The sequence below is a fragment of the Enterococcus camelliae genome, assembly GCF_042685105.1.
GTDB lineage: Bacteria > Bacillota > Bacilli > Lactobacillales > Enterococcaceae > Enterococcus_G > Enterococcus_G camelliae.
Genome location: NZ_JBHUMO010000058.1, coordinates 35,365 through 52,948 on the forward strand (window position 1 = coordinate 35,365; position 17,584 = coordinate 52,948).

Sequence of the window (17,584 nt, forward strand, 5' to 3'; positions counted from 1 at the left end):
TCTCCTTTCACGATTCATCAAAAAAACCGCTGTTTCAAAATGAACAGCGGCTACTTTTTTAAATAGCATCTACTTGGTCAAAATCAAGTTCCGTACTCGTTTCTCGCCCAAACATATCAATATTAACTTTTAATTTTTGTTTTTCTTCATCAATTTCACTAACTTGGCCTTCTAAGCCAGAAAAAGCTCCTTCAATGATTTTCACGGTTTGACCTAACGCAACCTTTAGTTCAACCGTACGCGTACTCATTCCCAAAGAACGCAATATGCTATTGATTTCTTCTGGTAATAATGGAGCTGGTTTGCTTCCAGCACCATGTGATCCAACAAAGCCAGTCACACCTGGTGTGTTGCGGACAACGTACCATGATTCATCCGTCATAATCATTTCAACGAGCACATAGCCAGGAAAAGTCTTGTGGACAATCTCTTTCTCTTTGCCATTTTTCACTTCTTTTTCAACTTCTTCAGGTACAACAACCCGAAAAATATAGTCTCCCATCCGCATGCTTTGTGCACGAGACTCAATATTTGTTTTTACTTTATTTTCATAACCAGAGTATGTATGCAAGACATACCAACTTTTTTCTACTGATTCCATCATTTGGACTCCTTTGTCTTTTTCTCGTAAAATAAAAAAACCTCAGTACACCCGAAGTTTTTCTCTCGCTTGCATTATATCACGCACACAAAAATTCTGCCACTTTCCTGAAAAAATTATTTAAGAATCCATGCAAAGAGTTTTTGAATTCCTGTGTCCATCAAGAAGAATAACACTGCAAAAATCAGTGATGTTTCAATTACAACCAATGTATCCTTGCGTAATTGTTTTCCTGAAGGCCAAGTAACTTTTTTCATTTCTTCTTTGACACTGCGAATAAATTTCATCCTGCTGCCTCCCGTTTACTTAGTCTCTTTATGAATGGTATATTGATTACAATATTTACAGAACTTGTTAATCTCTAAGCGATTTCCTTTTTTTCCTTCACTCACAGACTTAGAATAATTCCGAGAACCACAAACTGAACAAGCAAGTGCCGCTTTTTTGGTTGCCATAAACTTACCTCCTGCCGGTTTCTCATTCCACCCAGTTAAAATAGCATTTTTTCCCATTTCTGTCAAACAACTCTGCTAGTAACTTTCGACAGTTATAGTTAAGTTTTTGCCTCGATTGTGTTATGATAAAAGTGAAAATTTCAAATGGAGGTAGGATTATGCTTTTAAAAACGATGGTCTACAAAAAACAAGACCTAACAACAGTTACAGAGGATGCTTCATTAGAAGAAGCCTTAAAAATATTAGAAGATTCCGGTTATCGTTGTGTGCCAATTCTTGATGCATCCGGAAAAATTTTTAGAGGAAATATTTACAAAATGCACATCTATCGTCACAAAGCAAATGGTGGCGACATGTCCTTACCAGTCACACATCTCTTAAAAAATGCCACCAAATTTATCTATGTCAATTCCTCTTTCTTTAATGTGTTCTTTACTATTAAGGAATTGCCCTACATTGCTGTGCTCGATGAAAACAATTATTTCTATGGTATCTTAACCCACAGCTCATTGCTGTCTGTTTTAGCTCAATCTTGGAATATTGAGCAAGGAAGTTATGTCTTAACGATTGCTTCTACTGGAAAACAAGGCGACCTAGCTATGATTTCCAAAATCATTTCAAAACATTGTAGCATCGCAAGTTGTATTACTTTAGATATTGGAAAAGATGAATTTATTCGTCGAACATTGATTACCCTCCCTGCTGGGATTTCCGTTCAGGTGCGGGATAAAATTATTGAACAATTGGAAAACAAGTTGTTTAAAGTTGTGGAAGTGGAAGATTTGCAAGCCGACTTTTAAGTCAGCTCTGTCGCAAAAAGGCCTCAAATCAGTGATTGATTTGAGGCCTTTTTTTATAATCGTTGTTCAAATTTTACAATTTTATTGACACCATACATAATAGGCGCGGAAATTGCCATGATAATCGCTTCGCTCAATGCAGTCGTACCATATGTTGGCCAAAATGGTAAATTGGCCGTCCACATTAGCATGAGTGCAATCAAAAACATGCTTGCTGTAAAAAAGAGGCAATTAAAGACGAGGCGCCATTTTTCATTTTTTACAAATCGACTCATTCCAATGGTGGCGAGTAAAGCCAGTAGCGTCTGTCCTCCACCAAAAATTACATCCATGGGTCCATAACCAAAAAAGAGATTATACAAAACAACTCCTCCAAAAACACCCCAAATGAATTTGCGATTAAAGACAACCAAATGGTTTAGGCTTTCAGACAGGCGGAATTGAATGGCTCCTGATTGATACGGTAAGATAAAACATAAGACGACATACAATGCCATAATAATTGCATTGCCTGCAATGGTCCGAACAGAACTGTTCCTTTTTTGTTGCATAGTTGCTTCCTTCTTTCTCCTAGTTTTGATAACGCGGGATGGTTGATGAACCGCGAGAATATCCTTACTAATTCTAGTGAACGACGCATTCAAAGTCAAGAGGCAAAGACACTCATTTTAACGAGATTCTTTGCCTTCTTTTTCGTATTAACTAATTTAACTAGCTTTTAACCAAGGCTTTTCCTTGGTATCTGCTGGGCCATTTGTTGCTTTGATTGAAGTTTCCTGCTTTTTCGTGGTCGCTTGGACATTTGTTTTTCTTACTTTGGTTGGTTTCTTCGCTTCTACCCACAAAAATCCAACCATCAACCCACCATAACTTATTAGTAGTAGCCCTTGCAATCCAACAAACACATCGTTCAAGACTGTATTTCCTGACAGCTGAAATACGTGCTTAAGACCAAATTGGAGCACAAATAATCCGAGGGAACTCATGATCAAGTGATAATATTTCATCTTTTCTACTCCTTCTACTCAAAGGAGTATAACAGACAGGAGTATAACGATGCAACTTTTCTAATTGATTAAGAATTGTTTAAGAAAGAAAAAGTTGATCTACTTTAAAATGTAAGCGTTCGCTTTTTTGTTTCATTTATGGTATAAACTAGTTGTAAGGGGTCATAGGAATTCCCAGTAAGGTAATCGAAGAAGGCATTACCTAAACAGAATTGTTGTGAGCTTAACAAATGAAAAGGATGTGGGAATTTGACAAACTCCTTACGTACCATTATCCATGAGTCTGACCGCACTATCTAAATTGAAGCAGGCATCGCAAACCTTACCCTAATGAAAAGCATCTTAGTGAAGAAATTTTGTAATGAAAGATGGACAGCCTCCTTCAATTAGAAACGGTCAGACTCTCTTTTTTTTTTGCCTTTTTTGCAAAGTGCCTCCTGCTTACCGAAACCAAAGTGAACATGCTATAATAAACTCCAAAAGTCGTATGATGGGAGTCAGACATGAAAAGAATTTACCACGTCATCATTAACCCCGTTGCTGGTGGTGGCAAAGGAAGCGAAGTTGCAAAAAAAATACTATCAGAATTAACTGAACATCAGTTTACTTACCACACCTATCAGACGGAGTACCCAAATCATGAAGCCCAGCTCGTCCAAACATTATTAGAACAAAATAAATTGCATGGTTTCCCTAATGACAGACCTCTTGGTTCAGAAGAAACCTTTCCGATGTTGCTCGTTATTGGTGGAGATGGAACATTGCACCATGTTGTCAATCAGCTCCATGCATATGGTGCTAACTATCCTGTTGCCTATATTCCAGCTGGAACAGGGAATGATTTTGCACGGGCACTTGGACTCCCAGACGATCCAGTTGAACAATTCTGGCAAGTCGTAAAGACGCGCCTACCAAAAACGTTACCACTATTAAGTTACCAAGATCAAATTCAAGGAGATAGTCAGGTCTTTTTCAACAATCTCGGTATTGGACTCGATGGAAAAATTGTCAGGAAAACCAATGAAAGCGCTCGAAAAAAATGGCTGAGTAAATGGCACCTTGCCCACTTTAGTTACCTAAGTTCTGCTTTAGTCAGCCTGTTTGAACAAAAAGCATTTCCTTCACGTATTGAAATAAATGGTCAATCCATTCGTATGGACAAAACCTACCTTTGTACCATAACCAACCACCCTTACTTTGGAGGTGGTGTCGCCATCGCTCCTACTGTTTCGTTGGAAAAAGCAGAGTTTGAATTAGTGATTGTTGAAAAAGTTGCTTGGTTTAAACTTTGCTATTTTGCCTATCATATTTTACGAAAAAAAGATTTCCGTTCACGTTCCTTCCATCGCTACCCAGCTAAGAAATTAAGGTTAGTAACAACCACGCCGGAAGAAACCCAAATTGATGGTGAATCAATCGGCGCTCGCTGTTACGACTTAACCATTCAACTAACGGAACAAGCTTTTTGGTAGAAACACCAAAAGCCAGTCATTAAATTTACTTTCCATCGTGGCGATTCATCGCAAAAAAGAGAGGTTTCCTTAAAGGAGGAACCTCTCTTTTTTCTCCTTGATTAAGAATGGCTAGCAACTTGAAAATCTAGTGGTTGCATTCCTTCCATACCAATCATCGGATCAATCATTTGTTTTTGAATTAACTCCATCGTTAAACGAAATGGTTCGGCTGGTTTTTGAATTTCCAGTTTAGACGATCCTTGCTCCTGCACTGCTGTGGGTTCTTTAGAAACCTCTTCCGTTCGTTTTGGTGCAAGTGGCGCTACTTTGGTGGTAGCAAACGGTTCTTCCTCATACAGTGCTTGCTCCTCTTGTGTTAATTGGACAAGCTGTTCATTTGTAAACCCTGCGACCTCCGTGATTCTTTCAACCAACGTCGTTAGACGAAGATGGGATTCCAATTGGACACATCGCTGATAGGACTCATACTCACCAAGTAGAATCAACATTTCTTTACTTCTGGTCACTGCCGTATACAAAAGATTACGTTGCAACATTCGATTGTATTGGTGGACCATTGGCAAGATGACCATTTTGAATTCGCTACCTTGTGCTTTATGAATGGAACAACAATAGGCTAACGTAATTTTGTGCCAATCGTTTCTGCGATAACTCACCTCATTGGCGTCAAATTGGATGTGCAATTCGTCCACTTTATCCTCGGAGTCTTTCGCATAAGTAATTCCCACAATCACACCCATATCCCCATTAAACACATTTTCTTCTGGTGAATTGACTAGCTGCAAGACTTTGTCACCAATCCGAAAAGCTGTCTCCTTATAATGTACTTCTTTTTTGCGTCCATCATTCGGATTAAAAATCTCTTGCATCATTTTATTTAACGCATCAATCCCTGCTACGCCACGATACATAGGGGCCAAAATTTGAATATCTTGCGCAGTGAAACCTTTTGCCTTCGCTTTTTCGACAATTTTTGCAATAATCGGTTCGATTTGGTACGCCTGACACGCAAAAAATGACCGATCCGGTTGATTTACCATGAAGTTTTCGGGTAAGTATCCATCCTTAATGTCGTGTGCCAGTGGGATAATGGTCGACTCGGAACCTTGACGATAAATTTCGATCAGCTCTTTTTTGGGAAATTCCTCAATCATTAATAAATCGTGCATCACTTGCCCAGGGCCAACGGACGGCAACTGATCTTTATCACCAACCAAAATCACTTGCATATTCGTCGAAATCGCTTTGAATAAGGTATTTGCTAGCCAAGTATCAACCATTGAAAGCTCATCAACAATCAAGAGTCCGCCTTCCAATTGCTTGGGTGGCAATGATGTAGTAGCTTGTTCTCGACCATTCAATCCCAGCAAACGGTGAATCGTGCCACTAGGCAGACCTGTTGTTTCATTCATTCGTTTCGCTGCCCGACCAGTCGGTGCAGCTAACAACACAGGAAACGTTTCGTCGGTATAACTAGCGGGATCCAGATCAAGATCATTTAATTCCGCAAAAAGTTGAACAATTCCGTTAATCACGGTTGTTTTTCCGGTTCCTGGACCACCGGTTAGAAGAAAGAATGGCGAATGAATGGCTTCTATGATGGCTTCTTTTTGAGAAAGTCCATAAGCGATTCCTAAGTTTTTCTCAATTTTTTTTAACGTCTTTGCTACGGTCTTTTCATCATACTGAATGGTCTTTTTACGCTTCATTAAGCGGTCCAATGAAGTCGCAATCCCCCATTCGGCAAAATAAAGTCGATTGTCGTAAATATTGGTATCCTGTTGCTGCAATTTACCCTCTTCAATTAATTCAATGACACAATCTGCTACCTGCTGAGGATTCATTTCAACAGGACGACTGGTTTCCAGCAATGAAATGGTCTGCTCTAACAACCGCTTCGCTGGAATAAAGGTATCTCCAGACTGGACAGTTGCTTGAATAATTTGATGCAAAATCGCTGCACGCATTCTAGCTTGAGATGTCGCCCCAATTCCCAATTGTTCTGCGATAACATCAGCTTTTTTAAACCCAATCCCTTCAATATCCTCTACCAATTGATAAGGATTTTCTTCAATTATTTCGAGGGCTTGGTTTCGATACTTTTGATAAATAGCAAACGACAACTGACTACCAAATCCGTACTTCGTTAACCCAACGATGATTTGATCCATTCCATGATTAAGACGCAATGTCTCTAGAATAGTCTTGCGTTTTTTTTCATTTAACTGAGGAATGGTTGCTAACAAGTCAGGTTTTTCGAGAATTTGCTCAATGGCATCCTCCCCAATGGCTTTCACAATTGTTTGGGCTGTTTTCTTTCCAATCCCCGGAAATTTGTCGCTTGATAGATAGGCAATAATACCAGAAGCCGATGTCGGTTGGGCTTTTTGATACGAATCCACCTTTAACTGCAGACCATACTTGGGGTGTTCAACTAACTCCCCAACAAACTGGTAACCTTCTTCCTCCTGAATATCTCCAAAACTTCCTGTAGCAACTATTTCTGTTTCACGAAAAGTGGCCGTCGTGGCTTCAACAGCAATCAGAAGAACTTTATAAAAGTTGGCTGGGTTTTGATAAAAAATAGCGGCAACCTTGCCGACAAATTCCACCTTTTCTGACAATTGGTTCCCGCTCCTTTCTGTTTTATAACAATGAATCAAGTGAGGCATCTTTTTCTAAGAAAGATGCATCGTTCCAACACTTCAATTGATAGGGAGGTTTGACTGACTCTGTTTCTAAAATCGTCAAGCTATTATTGAAAAGCCCACCCATAGATCGGTATTCCGATTCTGGCTTGCCAATTAATGCTTGGAGTGCCGCCGTCATTGAAGAGCCATGGCCAACAAATAATAAGGGACCCTTGTCTTCAGCTACTTTTTGGGTAATAAATCCAGTCATTCGCTCAATCATTTCCGAAACTGTTTCACCATTAAATGGCGTAGGATCATACTTATCCATATGATAACGCATATTGCCGAGCTCAGTCGGATACTTTGTCAACATCTCATCAATTGATTGGCCCTCAAGAATGCCATAGCCCATTTCTACTAGTTCATCGGCTGGAATAATTTTTACTGGTCGCGACAATTGTTTATTAATTTCCTCTGCCGTGGTTCGTGCACGTTGAGCCGAGCTACAATAAATACATTCAAAAGGCACATTTGAAATATGTTGTCCCAATGCTGCTATTTCAAGATAGCTGGAAGGCAACAAGGGAGAATCCCCCTTCATTCCCTGAAATCTTCGTTGCAAATTCCATTCCGTTTTCCCATGTCTCGTAAAATAAAGATCCATTGTCTCTCACTCATCCAATCCTAGTAATTGTCTAATTTATCGTTCGTGTAATGATGCGCTTTTTCCAAATCTGGAAAATTCTGTTGACGCAATGCTTCATACAAAACGAGTGCCACCGTGTTAGACAAATTCAACGAACGAACATGTTCGTCATTCATTGGAATCCGCAAACACTTGTCAGGATTTTCACGCATAAATGCCTCTGGTAACCCGGTTGTTTCCTTGCCAAATAAAAAGAAATGATCTTTTCCATCTGCGTAATCCACTTCAGAATAAGTCTGATTGGCAAATTTCGTAATTAAATGCAGCGGGCGATTACCTAAATAGGTTAAAAAAGCTGCTAAATCTTGATGATAAGTAATATCAACCGCATCCCAATAATCCAAACCTGCCCGCTTTAAGTGTTTGTCATCTGTGGAAAAGCCTAATGGTTCAATTAAATGCAAGGGGGCATTCGTCGCGGCACACGTTCGCGAAATATTTCCGGTATTTGCTGGAATTAAAGGTTCAAACAGTACAATATGGTTCACAAAAAAGACTCCTTTTCCATCGTATCTTCATTTTTTTCCATTCAATAAAAAAAACGTACCAACTCGGTGATCAAGCACGGCGAGCTGTTACGTTAGTGAAGCTTTTTTCACTAACTTTTATCAGAACAGGATGCTGATAAAAACCAATGAAAAATGACTTGAGAACAATATATCACTCCCGTGTTATTTATGCAAGGGTTAAATGAAAAAAATGTAAATATTACATTGGTTTCGTTCCAATTAACAAATCTACATCAACCGTAATAGTCTCAAGTGGATGCTGATACAGCTCTTCTTTTTTTACAGAGGGTACCCCCCATTCTAACGGGGACATTTCCAATAAATCGCGTTGTCGCTTTGCTGGTATTTTGAAAACATACGAAAACCTTTCATGAGTAGCATCGGGAAATTCTTGAAAAAATTTTGAAAGGACACGTTCATTTGAATATTGTTGTTTGTGAAGGTTATCCGGATAGAATGCTTGGCGTAGTTCCTTTAAATAATTCGCATTCGGAACAATCTTCATCACTTTTCCACCAGGGACCAGAATGCGACGAAATTCTTGATAATTCGAGGGTGAAAAAATATTGAGTACACGATCGAATGTCTGAGATGCAAATGGTAAGTTGGTTAAATCTGCCATACACCAAAAATCACCATATGGCTGATTGGTTGCCTGATAAATGCCTTCTTTGGCTATATCAAAACCGATACTCACTTGCGGTTGTCCATGCTCTGTTAACAAATTCAAAAAACTTCCTTCTCCACAACCAACATCCAGTAATCGCGTACCAGGTAAGGCTTCTGCGCAGCGTTGAATAATGGGTTGATACATACCCGATTGAATCATCCGCCCACGAGCTTGAAATAAAGAAGCATCATAGCCACTCTCAATTGCATGCGTCAGGAAATACAAAGTTCCTTTTTTGGATACATCAAATTGATGGCCATTTTGACAAGCTAATCCATGTGATTGTTTCGTCATCGTAGCAAAACAAATGGGACACCGGAATAACTCCGTATGTTGCCAGACGAACTGTTGACCACGTTCTATTTTTTTTAGCATGACTCGCCTCCGCTCTTCTTCTTACTTTAGCATAACTTTATGCTAAAATGCTAGAGTAGAAGCAAGGAGAATGGAGGAATGGAAAAAATGATCCAAGAATTTTGTGCAGAAAATTTTACCCAAATACCACAAGCATTGCATGCAGGAGCAACACGCATCGAGCTCTGTGACAATTTAGCCGTTGGTGGCACTACTCCCAGTCTAGGCGTCATCGCGGAAAGTTTTGCCTACACGACTGAAAAGAAAATTCCGTTGATGGTGATGATTCGTCCCAGGTCCGGTGATTTTGTCTATAATGACCTTGAATTAAAGATGATGGAACGCGATATACTCGAAGTCCAAAAAATAGGTGTCGATGGGCTTGTCCTAGGATGTCTCACAAAAGAGCATTTATTGGATAAAGAAGCCTTACTTGATTTACTGGGACAAGCAGAGGGGATGCAGGTTACCTTCCATATGGCATTTGATTTGATTCCGACTGAATGCCAATTGCCAGCACTCACATGGCTAGCGGATCACGGCGTCACCCGTGTATTGACTCACGGGGGCCCACTTACTGTACCGATTGAGAAGCAATATCCTCACTTGCAACGACTAATCGCAAATGCCGATCAACGAATCACCTTTATTATTGGTGGGGGAATAACGAGTAAAAATAAACAACACGTCTGGGCTGCTTTAGGTAACGTTGAACTTCATGGAACCAAGATTGTTGACCTGCCAGCCAGCACTAGCGAGGCGTAAGCGACAAATAAAAAAAGCCAGCTGAATAAAGAAAAATCATTGCTTTTCCTCTTTATTCATCTGGCTCATTCTATTCAATGGGTGCTATTTGTTGATAAAATAATTCATAAAAATACTGGCAATATTAAAATAAATAAGGACACTTGTTAAATCGCTAAGCGTGGTAATAAATGGCCCACTAGCAACAGCCGGATCAAAACCTAATTTATCCATTAACATCGGAATCAAACTCCCAGCCAGATTGGCAACCGTGATGGCACACATCATGGCCATCCCAATAACAAAACCTAAAATAGGATTACCCTTCCAAATAGTAACAATCAAAAAAATCGTTAGACCCGTGATGGCCCCAGTTACTAGACCGGTTAACACTTCCCCAATCACGGTTCGCCAGATTGTTTTCTCCTTGTCGTCATTTATAGCAATTCGCCTGACAGCAACCGCTAGCGATTGTGTTCCAGCGTTCCCAGCTGTACCAGTAATCAGGGAAATAAAAACTGCTAAAATACTTGCTTCACTTACTAGTTCTTCGTAATGGCTAATCAAAGAAGCCGTCGCCATCCCTAAAAACAAGAGTGTGATTAACCAAGGTAACCGCCGACTCGCTGCCTTGACAGGATTTTCACTGACTTCTTCAACGTTGACCCCAGCTAATCCGGAGTAATCACTCGCTGCCTCATCATCGATAACATCAATGATGTCATCAACTGTCACAATCCCTAATAACCCATCATCGTAATCAATAACTGGCAAGGCAAGGAAATCATAGTCCCGAAATGTTTGAGCGACATCTTCTTGGTCATCTCCAACATGAACAGAAATGACCCGTTTGCTCATAACATCTTCAATCATTCGATCATCATCATTGATAATTAAATCCCTTAAAGAAATAACCCCTACTAGTCGTTCTTCCTGATCAATGACATAAATATAATAAATGGTCTCCGCCATATCGGCTTGTGATTTCAAAACGTACATGGCCGAGCGAACAGTTTGGTTCGCCACAATGGCAACATACTCCGTTGTCATAATGGAACCAGCTGTATCATCCTCGTAATGCAGCAAATCCTTAATCTCAGTTGCTTCTTCACTGTCCATCAAAGTCAAGTATTGCGCCAATTGATGTTTTGGGAGAGTCTTCATTAAATCGACTGCATTATCGGTATACATATCGCCAAGCATTTCTGCTGCATAAGTTGGGCGCATTTCTTCTAGATAGCTTTTCATCTCATCGGTATCTTCCAACGAGTCAAACATATCAGCTAATTCTTTCGGAGACAGGTAGGCATAAAGTAGCCGACGTTTTGAGGCATCGAGAGACTGGTAAAACTGACCTTGTTCATAGATATGCAGATCCAAAAAGTTTTCCCGAAAATCTTGCAAGCGATTCTGTTGCAATGCTTCTTCTAATTGATGGAATTGCTGTGCTAAATTTTCTTGTGTTTCTTCCAATCCTCTCACCTCGCTTAAAATGTCGTCCGAATGACGCGGGCCATATCTTCAGGCAATGGCTGAACAAATGACAAAGGTTCTCCCGTAAAGGGATGGTTAAAATATAATTCGTAGCAATGCAATGCCTGCCTAGTTATCCCTAAGTCCATTCGACCACCATACAACTCGTCGCCGATTAATGGACATCCTATTGAAGCAAAATGCACTCGAATTTGATGGGTTCTCCCCGTATGCAATTGAATATCCACCAACACTTGTCGCTCGTGCTTTTTTTCTATCCAATATTCCGTTTTGGCATAGCGTCCCGTTTCCGTTACTTGCCGTTGGATCAATGAGTCATAATTTCGACCAATTGGGGCAATAATGGCATCATGTACTCGCAGCACAGCTTGTTCATCTGAAACTAACGCTTGGTATTTTTTCGTAAACTGTTTCTCTCGCAATTGCACATCAAGTTTGGCATGTGCAAAGCCATGCTTCGCAAAAACCATCAACCCCGTCGTGTCTCGATCCAATCTCGTCACAACATGAACCACTTGATTGGGGTAGTTGTTTCGTTTGTAGTACCCCTTCACCCGATTGGCCATTGTTTGATTTGGATGGTATTGAGCGGGGATTGAGGACACGTTTGCTGGCTTATTGACCACCAATACATGTTCGTCTTCAAAGACAATATCAATAGGCGTATCATCAACCAATAACGTTTCATGTTCCTGCTCATCTGGGGTCACAATGGTCACTATATCCCCTTGCTGCAAAAAATACAAGACATTTTCAATGTGTTGATTCACAAAAATCGCGCCACCTTGAAATTTAATTTTAGCAAGTAACCCCTTTGATACACCCTGCTCTTTTAAGAAAAATTTCACTTGCTGCTTTTCAACTTTATGAAATTCATACTCAAATCTCATTCGTCTAAGTCTCCTATAAAAGCATCACGCACACGTCGCCAAAAATGAGTATGTCGATAAGACGCGAATTGAATTTTTTCATCCGCAATCCGATAGAAAATCGACTTGATTTCTTCTTGTTGCAATTGAAACTGATCAATCGTTATTAAACACTCCGCACTATCTTGCATGCGCAGTTCGATCCATTCATGACTGGCAATAACCATTGGTGAGCCAAGCGTTCGAAAAACACGATTATTTAAAGATGCAATTTCCGCTAACTGAATCGCATTGATTCGTGGGTGTAGCACTGCCCCGCCAATGCTTTTATTGTAGGCTGTTGATCCCGTTGGTGTCGAAACAGATAGCCCATCTCCCCGAAACCGTTCAAACAACTCGTCACGAATATAAATATCCGCCACCATCGTGGTATCCGTCCGTTTCACTGTAGATTCATTCAGCGATAAAAAATGTTTGGCTGGTTTGCCATTCCGATAAGTAATCCGAACATCCAAAAGCGGGTAACGCACGCTCTCTTCTTTTTTGGTACTTAATAATTCTATCAAGTCATCCACTTCATAATCCCGCCAATCTGTGTAAAATCCCAGATGACCTGTATGAACGCCAATAAATCGAACTTGATCCAATTTGTGACTATACAAATGAAACGCAGATAACAAGGTACCATCGCCACCCACAGATATGACTAATTCTGGATTTGTCTGATCAATGGTATGGCCAGCTGCCATTAATTTTTCTAATAATTCAGCTGTTATTTGTAATGAATGTTCCGTTTTATTGTGGACCACTGCTATCTTCAATTTTACCATCCTCTTGTGTCCTTTCTAACTCCTCATGATGCGAATGATGCTCTCCTGAGCCTTTGCCTCGGATAAATAAATGCTGAGCCTCTTGAATTTCTTCGCGGATACTGGACATCTCCTCATCTAATTGATATGCGGCTTCGGCTGCACGTCTCAAGCGAATGCCAATTTCGGGCGGAAAATCGCCTTGATATTTGTAATTCAAAGAATGTTCAATTGTTGCCCAGAAATTCATCGCTAAGGTTCGAATTTGAATTTCAGCTAAAATTTTCTTTTCACCCGTCACTAACTGTACCGGGTATTCAACAACCAAATGATACGAACGATACCCGCTCGTCTTTTGGTTACTAATATAGTCTCTCTCAATAATGACATTCATATCGTTACGATTCCGAATTAATTGAACCACTTGATGGATATCTTCCACAAATTGACACATAATCCGCAAACCAGCAATGTCCGACATCTCTTCTTCTAACCGTTCAAACGGTATATTGCGCAATTGGCTTTTGGCAAGAATACTATCCACAGGTTTCACACGACCCGTCACAAATTCAATCGGTACATGTTTGTTTTGTTCCCGAAATTGCTTCCGAATCCCCCGTAACTTTACTTTTAATTCTGAGACGGTCTGCTCATACGGTGCTAAAAACTGTTCCCAATCACGTTCCATCTTCATCCCTCGTTTCTTATAAACATACAGGCTTATCTTATCATAGATTAGAGAAAATCTTTAGTCCTATTACTTCCTTTCCAAACGAAACCTTCTTTGTTTCAAAGTTGACAGACGGCTTGTTTTCGAGTAAAACGAAGGAAGACACAAGAAAGAAGGTTTATCATGAGCGAACAACTTGAAATCGAATGGAAAACAGCCTTAACGGAAGCCGAATACCATCAACTTTTGGCACAATTTGCTGTTTCGCCTACTCAATTTTTCACCCAAACCAATACCTACTTCGATACACCAGACTTTCTATTGCAACAACAAAATTGCGGCCTGCGCATTCGCGTATTTGACACATCGGCCGAACTGACCTTGAAATCCCCTGAATCGCTGGGAAAGTTGGAAACAACGGACCAACTGACAAAGGAAATCGCCGCCAGTTGTATTGAAGCGGGACATATTATTCAGGAAGGTGCGGTTGCAAAAAAATTACTTGCCTTGGGTATTGATCCGACCTTGGTCACCGTATTTGCCGAACTAACCACCAAACGAGTCGAAATTCCCATCCAAGAAGGCTTACTTGCCATCGATGAAAGCTGGGCCAACCATTTGCATGACTATGAATTAGAATTAGAGGTAGATGCCGTGCATTCGGATCAAGGCAGTTTTCTCCAACTCTTACGTCAGTGGAACATTGCGTACAAGCCTTCCAAAAATAAAATTCAGCGAGCCAAAGAAGCCACCGACCTCACAAGATAGCCTTGTTTTGGTCCATAGACAAACCCCATTTACACCCGAACAATTCGGATCTAACTGGGGTTTGTTGTTGTTATCAATTGATACCTTTACTCTTCTAATTCTGCCACCAACGCTTCGAGTTCATTGAGGCGTTGTTCAAAGACGGTCATGGCATCAACAATGTAATCCGCCTTTGTCATATCGACACCGGCTTTTTTCATCACTTCCACCGGATAATCACTAGATCCAGATTTCAAATAAGTGAGGTAGTTCGTCAACGCATCTGGTCCTTCAGTTAAAATTTTGTGCGACAAAGCCGAAGCTGCTGAGAATCCTGTTGCATATTGGAATACATAATAATTGTAATAAAAATGAGGGATTCTTGACCATTCAAGCTTGATTTCTTCGTCGTCTGCTAAAGCTGGCCCGTAATATTTCTTATTCAGCTCACCATAGGATTCACTTAAGAATTCAGCAGTTAACGGGGTTCCCTTGGCATCTTCCACATGCATAAAATGTTCGAATTCGGCAAATTGAGTTTGACGGAAAATAGTGCCTTTGAATCCATCCAGATAATGATTCAAAATATACGCACGCACTTTGGGATCAGTTTCCGTTTTTAATAGATACTCCGTAAGAAGGTTTTCATTCGTTGTTGAAGCTATCTCTGCTAAGAAAATTGGATAGTCTCCATACACATATGGTTGATTCTTGCGAGTAAAGAAGCTGTGTACACTGTGACCCATTTCGTGAACAAGTGTAAACAATTGATCCAACGTATCATGCCAGTTTAATAGAATGTATGGTAAGGTATCATACGCACCTGAAGAATAGGCACCACTACGTTTTCCTTTATTTTCAACAACATCAATCCAGCGGTTGTCAAAAGCTGATTTTACAACGTCTAGGTACTCTTCCCCCATTGGCGCTAAGGCTTCCAATGCTTTTTTTACAGCTTCTTCATAACAATACGTAATAGAGGCTTCTCCTAATAGCGGTGTGTAAACATCGTACATATGCAATTCATCCACAGCCAACAGACGTTTACGCAATGTCATATAGCGATGCAAAAGCGGTAAGTGCGCATTAACCACCTCTACCAATGTATCATAAACTGCTTCAGGTACATGGTTGCTACTCAATGCTGCTTGACGTGCACTTTCAAAATGGCGAACCGACGCTTTAAAATTATGAGCTTTCACATTGGTACTTAGCGTCGAGGCAAACGTATTTCGGAATTGTTCATAGACTTGATATAATCCTTTAAACGCTGCTTCACGTACTTCCCGATTGGTGCTTTCCATCAATTGACCATAGACTCCATGCGACAACTGAATGGTTTCCCCATTTTCTCCTTCAATAGTTGGAAATACCAAATCCGCATTATTCAACACGGAAAATGTTTTGCTTGGTGAACCAAAAATTTCGCTAGAACCAGCTAGCAACGCTTCTTGTTCAGCCGGTAAGACATGCGTACGATTCGCAACAATTGTTTCAATAAAATGACGGTACTCAGCAAGCGCAGGCTCTTGCTCAAAATAACCCCAGATTACGTCATCAGCTAATGAAAGAACTTCTGGCTCAAACCAACTCAAAGCCGCCCCTACTTGCGCAGCTAAATTGGTTGCACGAGCATTTAATGCTTGATAAGTCGTATTTGCGGTATCTTGATCGTTCTTTAAATGACTATAAACATACAGTGTTTCTAATTTTCGTGAAATAGACAACAAATACTCAATTGCATTCAAAAAGGCGGTAGCATTCTCTGCCAATGTCCCTTGATAGTCACTCGCTTGCTTCACTTCTTCTTGCACGGTTTTAAAAGCCGTTTCGAATTCCGCATCTGAAGCAAAAATTTTCGTTAAATCCCAAGTCAATGCTTCTTCCACTTCGTCTCTTAGTGGTAGTTGTTTCACTTCTGACATAGTTTAAAAACCCCTTTTCTCTTATTTCTGCGATGGTAGCTTTTCTCACAGAAGACTTTATTGTATCATACTATATTTTTTCGTGAGAAGCATTTTATTTGTTATTTGGTTGCCTGGCTAGATAACCAACGGCATTCTTGGTAAAGCTCAAAGAAGATTTTTTGTGCATCGAAATAAGGCCAATGCCAGCTTTTTAGCGTGGCCAAACATGCTTCTATCCACTTAGAAAATGAAGATGACTCACAATAATAAGCCCGGAAAACCAACACTTGATGCGTGAATAAGAAACCATATAAACTAGGCTGATAGCACCATTCGGGTAAAGAAAACAAAGTCATTCCACTCGGATAAACCGCCTGCTGTAGTTTCTGAAATAGTGGATTGCACTGCATCAGCTGTCCTTGAATCCATGTTGCATAAGACATCTTATTCCCACGAGCCGCCTGAACATTCTTTTCGAATTGCCACTGATGCGTGGGCTTTTTTGCATAAATTTGCCAGGTATAACCAGTTTGATACGCCCATTTTATCGATTGATAGCGATACAACTTTGCCTGATTGACATCCAATGCATAACTATAAAATCCCAGCGAAGCAGTAAACTGACAACAAGCTTTTTGAAAAACCGTCCAGTTTTTTCGAGGCTGTAAATTCTTTCCAAAAAGCCAAACTGGTTGGTAGCCATTGTTCAGATATCCAGTCGTTCGATCAAAAAAACGTGAAAAGGAAAGTGGCGAACATTGAAATTCCAGTGCCAGCTGATTTGCCAACAAATCTGGTCGTTGCTCCAATTCAGGCAAATAAACTTCCAGTTGAGCGGTTGGAACAAACTGCTGCAAAAGCCTTTTTCCTGCTAGATGTTCCTTGCTTTCCCCTTCAGAAAAAGCGTGGCAGGCGGTCCCATGACTGTGAGCGAAGTGAGCAATTTTCTGCGGGCCTGCTTTTAAAATGACTGGTGACTGACAGCAAGGACAAAACAAATCATTTTTCGTGGTACGTATACCTGCATCAATGTAGGTTCCATCTTTGGCTTGTGCGATTAGCATAGGTATGCCCTCCCCATAGGAAAAGTACGCAAAAAAAACGCATCCCCCTTGTGAGGAGATACGTTTTTTT

At 40.4% G+C, this 17,584-nt stretch carries 19 protein-coding genes; 4 read left to right on the forward strand and 15 right to left on the reverse strand.

Annotated elements, in window-relative coordinates:
- Nucleotides 1-58: 58 nt before the first annotated feature.
- From nusG to rpmG, 3 genes are all read right to left on the reverse strand, one after another.
- Nucleotides 59-601 (reverse strand): transcription termination/antitermination protein NusG, encoded by a 543-nt coding sequence (nusG, locus tag ACFSR0_RS09935; protein ID WP_379982355.1) that lies wholly within the window; start codon nucleotides 599-601, stop codon nucleotides 59-61.
- 116 nt (nucleotides 602-717) lie between these two features.
- A complete protein-coding gene (gene secE, locus ACFSR0_RS09940; protein ID WP_379982357.1) occupies nucleotides 718-888 on the reverse strand; it encodes a preprotein translocase subunit SecE in 171 nt (56 codons plus the stop codon).
- Nucleotides 889-903: 15 nt separating this feature from the next.
- Nucleotides 904-1,056 (reverse strand): 50S ribosomal protein L33, encoded by a 153-nt coding sequence (gene rpmG / locus ACFSR0_RS09945; RefSeq protein WP_379982359.1) that lies wholly within the window; start codon nucleotides 1,054-1,056, stop codon nucleotides 904-906.
- Between the two features lie 158 nt (nucleotides 1,057-1,214).
- On the opposite strand from rpmG, the gene cbpA reads away from it, so the two are divergent.
- Entirely contained in the window at nucleotides 1,215-1,856 is a 642-nt protein-coding gene (gene cbpA, locus ACFSR0_RS09950; RefSeq protein ID WP_379982361.1) for a cyclic di-AMP binding protein CbpA, read from the forward strand.
- 53 nt (nucleotides 1,857-1,909) lie between these two features.
- Here the strand turns inward: cbpA and ACFSR0_RS09955 are convergent, their stop codons facing one another.
- A complete protein-coding gene (locus tag ACFSR0_RS09955; protein ID WP_379982363.1) occupies nucleotides 1,910-2,407 on the reverse strand; it encodes a QueT transporter family protein in 498 nt (165 codons plus the stop codon).
- Between the two features lie 156 nt (nucleotides 2,408-2,563).
- The gene (locus tag ACFSR0_RS09960) at nucleotides 2,564-2,863 is read right to left on the reverse strand and encodes a hypothetical protein (protein ID WP_379982365.1); all 300 of its coding nucleotides are present in this window, start codon (nucleotides 2,861-2,863) and stop codon (nucleotides 2,564-2,566) included.
- 503 nt (nucleotides 2,864-3,366) lie between these two features.
- On the opposite strand from ACFSR0_RS09960, the gene ACFSR0_RS09965 reads away from it, so the two are divergent.
- Nucleotides 3,367-4,335, forward strand: a complete 969-nt coding sequence (locus ACFSR0_RS09965; RefSeq protein ID WP_379982367.1) for a diacylglycerol/lipid kinase family protein — start codon at nucleotides 3,367-3,369, stop codon at nucleotides 4,333-4,335.
- Nucleotides 4,336-4,436: 101 nt separating this feature from the next.
- Here ACFSR0_RS09965 and recD2 read toward each other — a convergent pair whose 3' ends face one another.
- The 4 genes from recD2 to ACFSR0_RS09985 all read right to left on the reverse strand — a co-directional run bounded on the left by recD2 (nucleotide 4,437) and on the right by ACFSR0_RS09985 (nucleotide 9,231).
- Nucleotides 4,437-7,010, reverse strand: coding sequence for an SF1B family DNA helicase RecD2 (gene recD2 / locus ACFSR0_RS09970; protein ID WP_379982369.1), 2,574 nt, complete (start codon nucleotides 7,008-7,010; stop codon nucleotides 4,437-4,439).
- The gene (locus ACFSR0_RS09975; protein WP_379982371.1) at nucleotides 6,985-7,635 is read right to left on the reverse strand and encodes a histidine phosphatase family protein; all 651 of its coding nucleotides are present in this window, start codon (nucleotides 7,633-7,635) and stop codon (nucleotides 6,985-6,987) included. The genes recD2 and ACFSR0_RS09975 overlap by 26 nt, the downstream gene beginning before the upstream one ends.
- A gap of 20 nt (nucleotides 7,636-7,655) precedes the next feature.
- On the reverse strand, nucleotides 7,656-8,165 hold the full coding sequence (gene trmL, locus ACFSR0_RS09980) for a tRNA (uridine(34)/cytosine(34)/5-carboxymethylaminomethyluridine(34)-2'-O)-methyltransferase TrmL (protein WP_379982373.1): 510 nt from the start codon (nucleotides 8,163-8,165) through the stop codon (nucleotides 7,656-7,658).
- A 220-nt stretch (nucleotides 8,166-8,385) separates the two neighbouring features.
- Nucleotides 8,386-9,231 carry a putative RNA methyltransferase gene (locus ACFSR0_RS09985; protein WP_379982375.1) on the reverse strand — a complete coding sequence of 282 codons (846 nt, stop codon included), beginning with the start codon at nucleotides 9,229-9,231 and terminating at the stop codon, nucleotides 8,386-8,388.
- A gap of 87 nt (nucleotides 9,232-9,318) precedes the next feature.
- Between ACFSR0_RS09985 and ACFSR0_RS09990 the strand changes: the two genes are divergently transcribed.
- Nucleotides 9,319-9,975, forward strand: coding sequence for a copper homeostasis protein CutC (locus ACFSR0_RS09990; protein WP_379982439.1), 657 nt, complete (start codon nucleotides 9,319-9,321; stop codon nucleotides 9,973-9,975).
- Between the two features lie 84 nt (nucleotides 9,976-10,059).
- Here the strand turns inward: ACFSR0_RS09990 and mgtE are convergent, their stop codons facing one another.
- From mgtE to ACFSR0_RS10010, 4 genes are read right to left on the reverse strand one after another with little or no spacing between them, the layout of a single operon-like run.
- Nucleotides 10,060-11,427, reverse strand: coding sequence for a magnesium transporter (mgtE, locus tag ACFSR0_RS09995; protein WP_379982377.1), 1,368 nt, complete (start codon nucleotides 11,425-11,427; stop codon nucleotides 10,060-10,062).
- Nucleotides 11,428-11,441: 14 nt separating this feature from the next.
- On the reverse strand, nucleotides 11,442-12,338 hold the full coding sequence (locus ACFSR0_RS10000) for an RluA family pseudouridine synthase (protein WP_379982379.1): 897 nt from the start codon (nucleotides 12,336-12,338) through the stop codon (nucleotides 11,442-11,444).
- Nucleotides 12,335-13,147: an NAD kinase gene (locus tag ACFSR0_RS10005; protein WP_379982381.1), complete on the reverse strand. Its 813-nt coding sequence runs from the start codon at nucleotides 13,145-13,147 to the stop codon at nucleotides 12,335-12,337. Before ACFSR0_RS10005 ends, ACFSR0_RS10000 begins: the two co-directional genes overlap by 4 nt.
- A complete protein-coding gene (locus tag ACFSR0_RS10010) occupies nucleotides 13,113-13,814 on the reverse strand; it encodes a GTP pyrophosphokinase (protein ID WP_379982383.1) in 702 nt (233 codons plus the stop codon). Before ACFSR0_RS10010 ends, ACFSR0_RS10005 begins: the two co-directional genes overlap by 35 nt.
- A 165-nt stretch (nucleotides 13,815-13,979) precedes the next feature.
- Here ACFSR0_RS10010 and ACFSR0_RS10015 point away from each other — a divergent pair, with 165 nt between their 5' ends.
- Entirely contained in the window at nucleotides 13,980-14,564 is a 585-nt protein-coding gene (locus ACFSR0_RS10015) for a CYTH domain-containing protein (RefSeq protein WP_379982385.1), read from the forward strand.
- 86 nt (nucleotides 14,565-14,650) lie between these two features.
- Here ACFSR0_RS10015 and pepF read toward each other — a convergent pair whose 3' ends face one another.
- Both pepF and ACFSR0_RS10025 read right to left on the reverse strand, forming a co-directional pair.
- A complete protein-coding gene (pepF, locus tag ACFSR0_RS10020) occupies nucleotides 14,651-16,468 on the reverse strand; it encodes an oligoendopeptidase F (RefSeq protein ID WP_379982387.1) in 1,818 nt (605 codons plus the stop codon).
- A gap of 101 nt (nucleotides 16,469-16,569) precedes the next feature.
- Entirely contained in the window at nucleotides 16,570-17,514 is a 945-nt protein-coding gene (locus tag ACFSR0_RS10025; RefSeq protein WP_379982389.1) for a competence protein CoiA, read from the reverse strand.
- Between the last annotated feature and the right edge of the window lie 70 nt (nucleotides 17,515-17,584).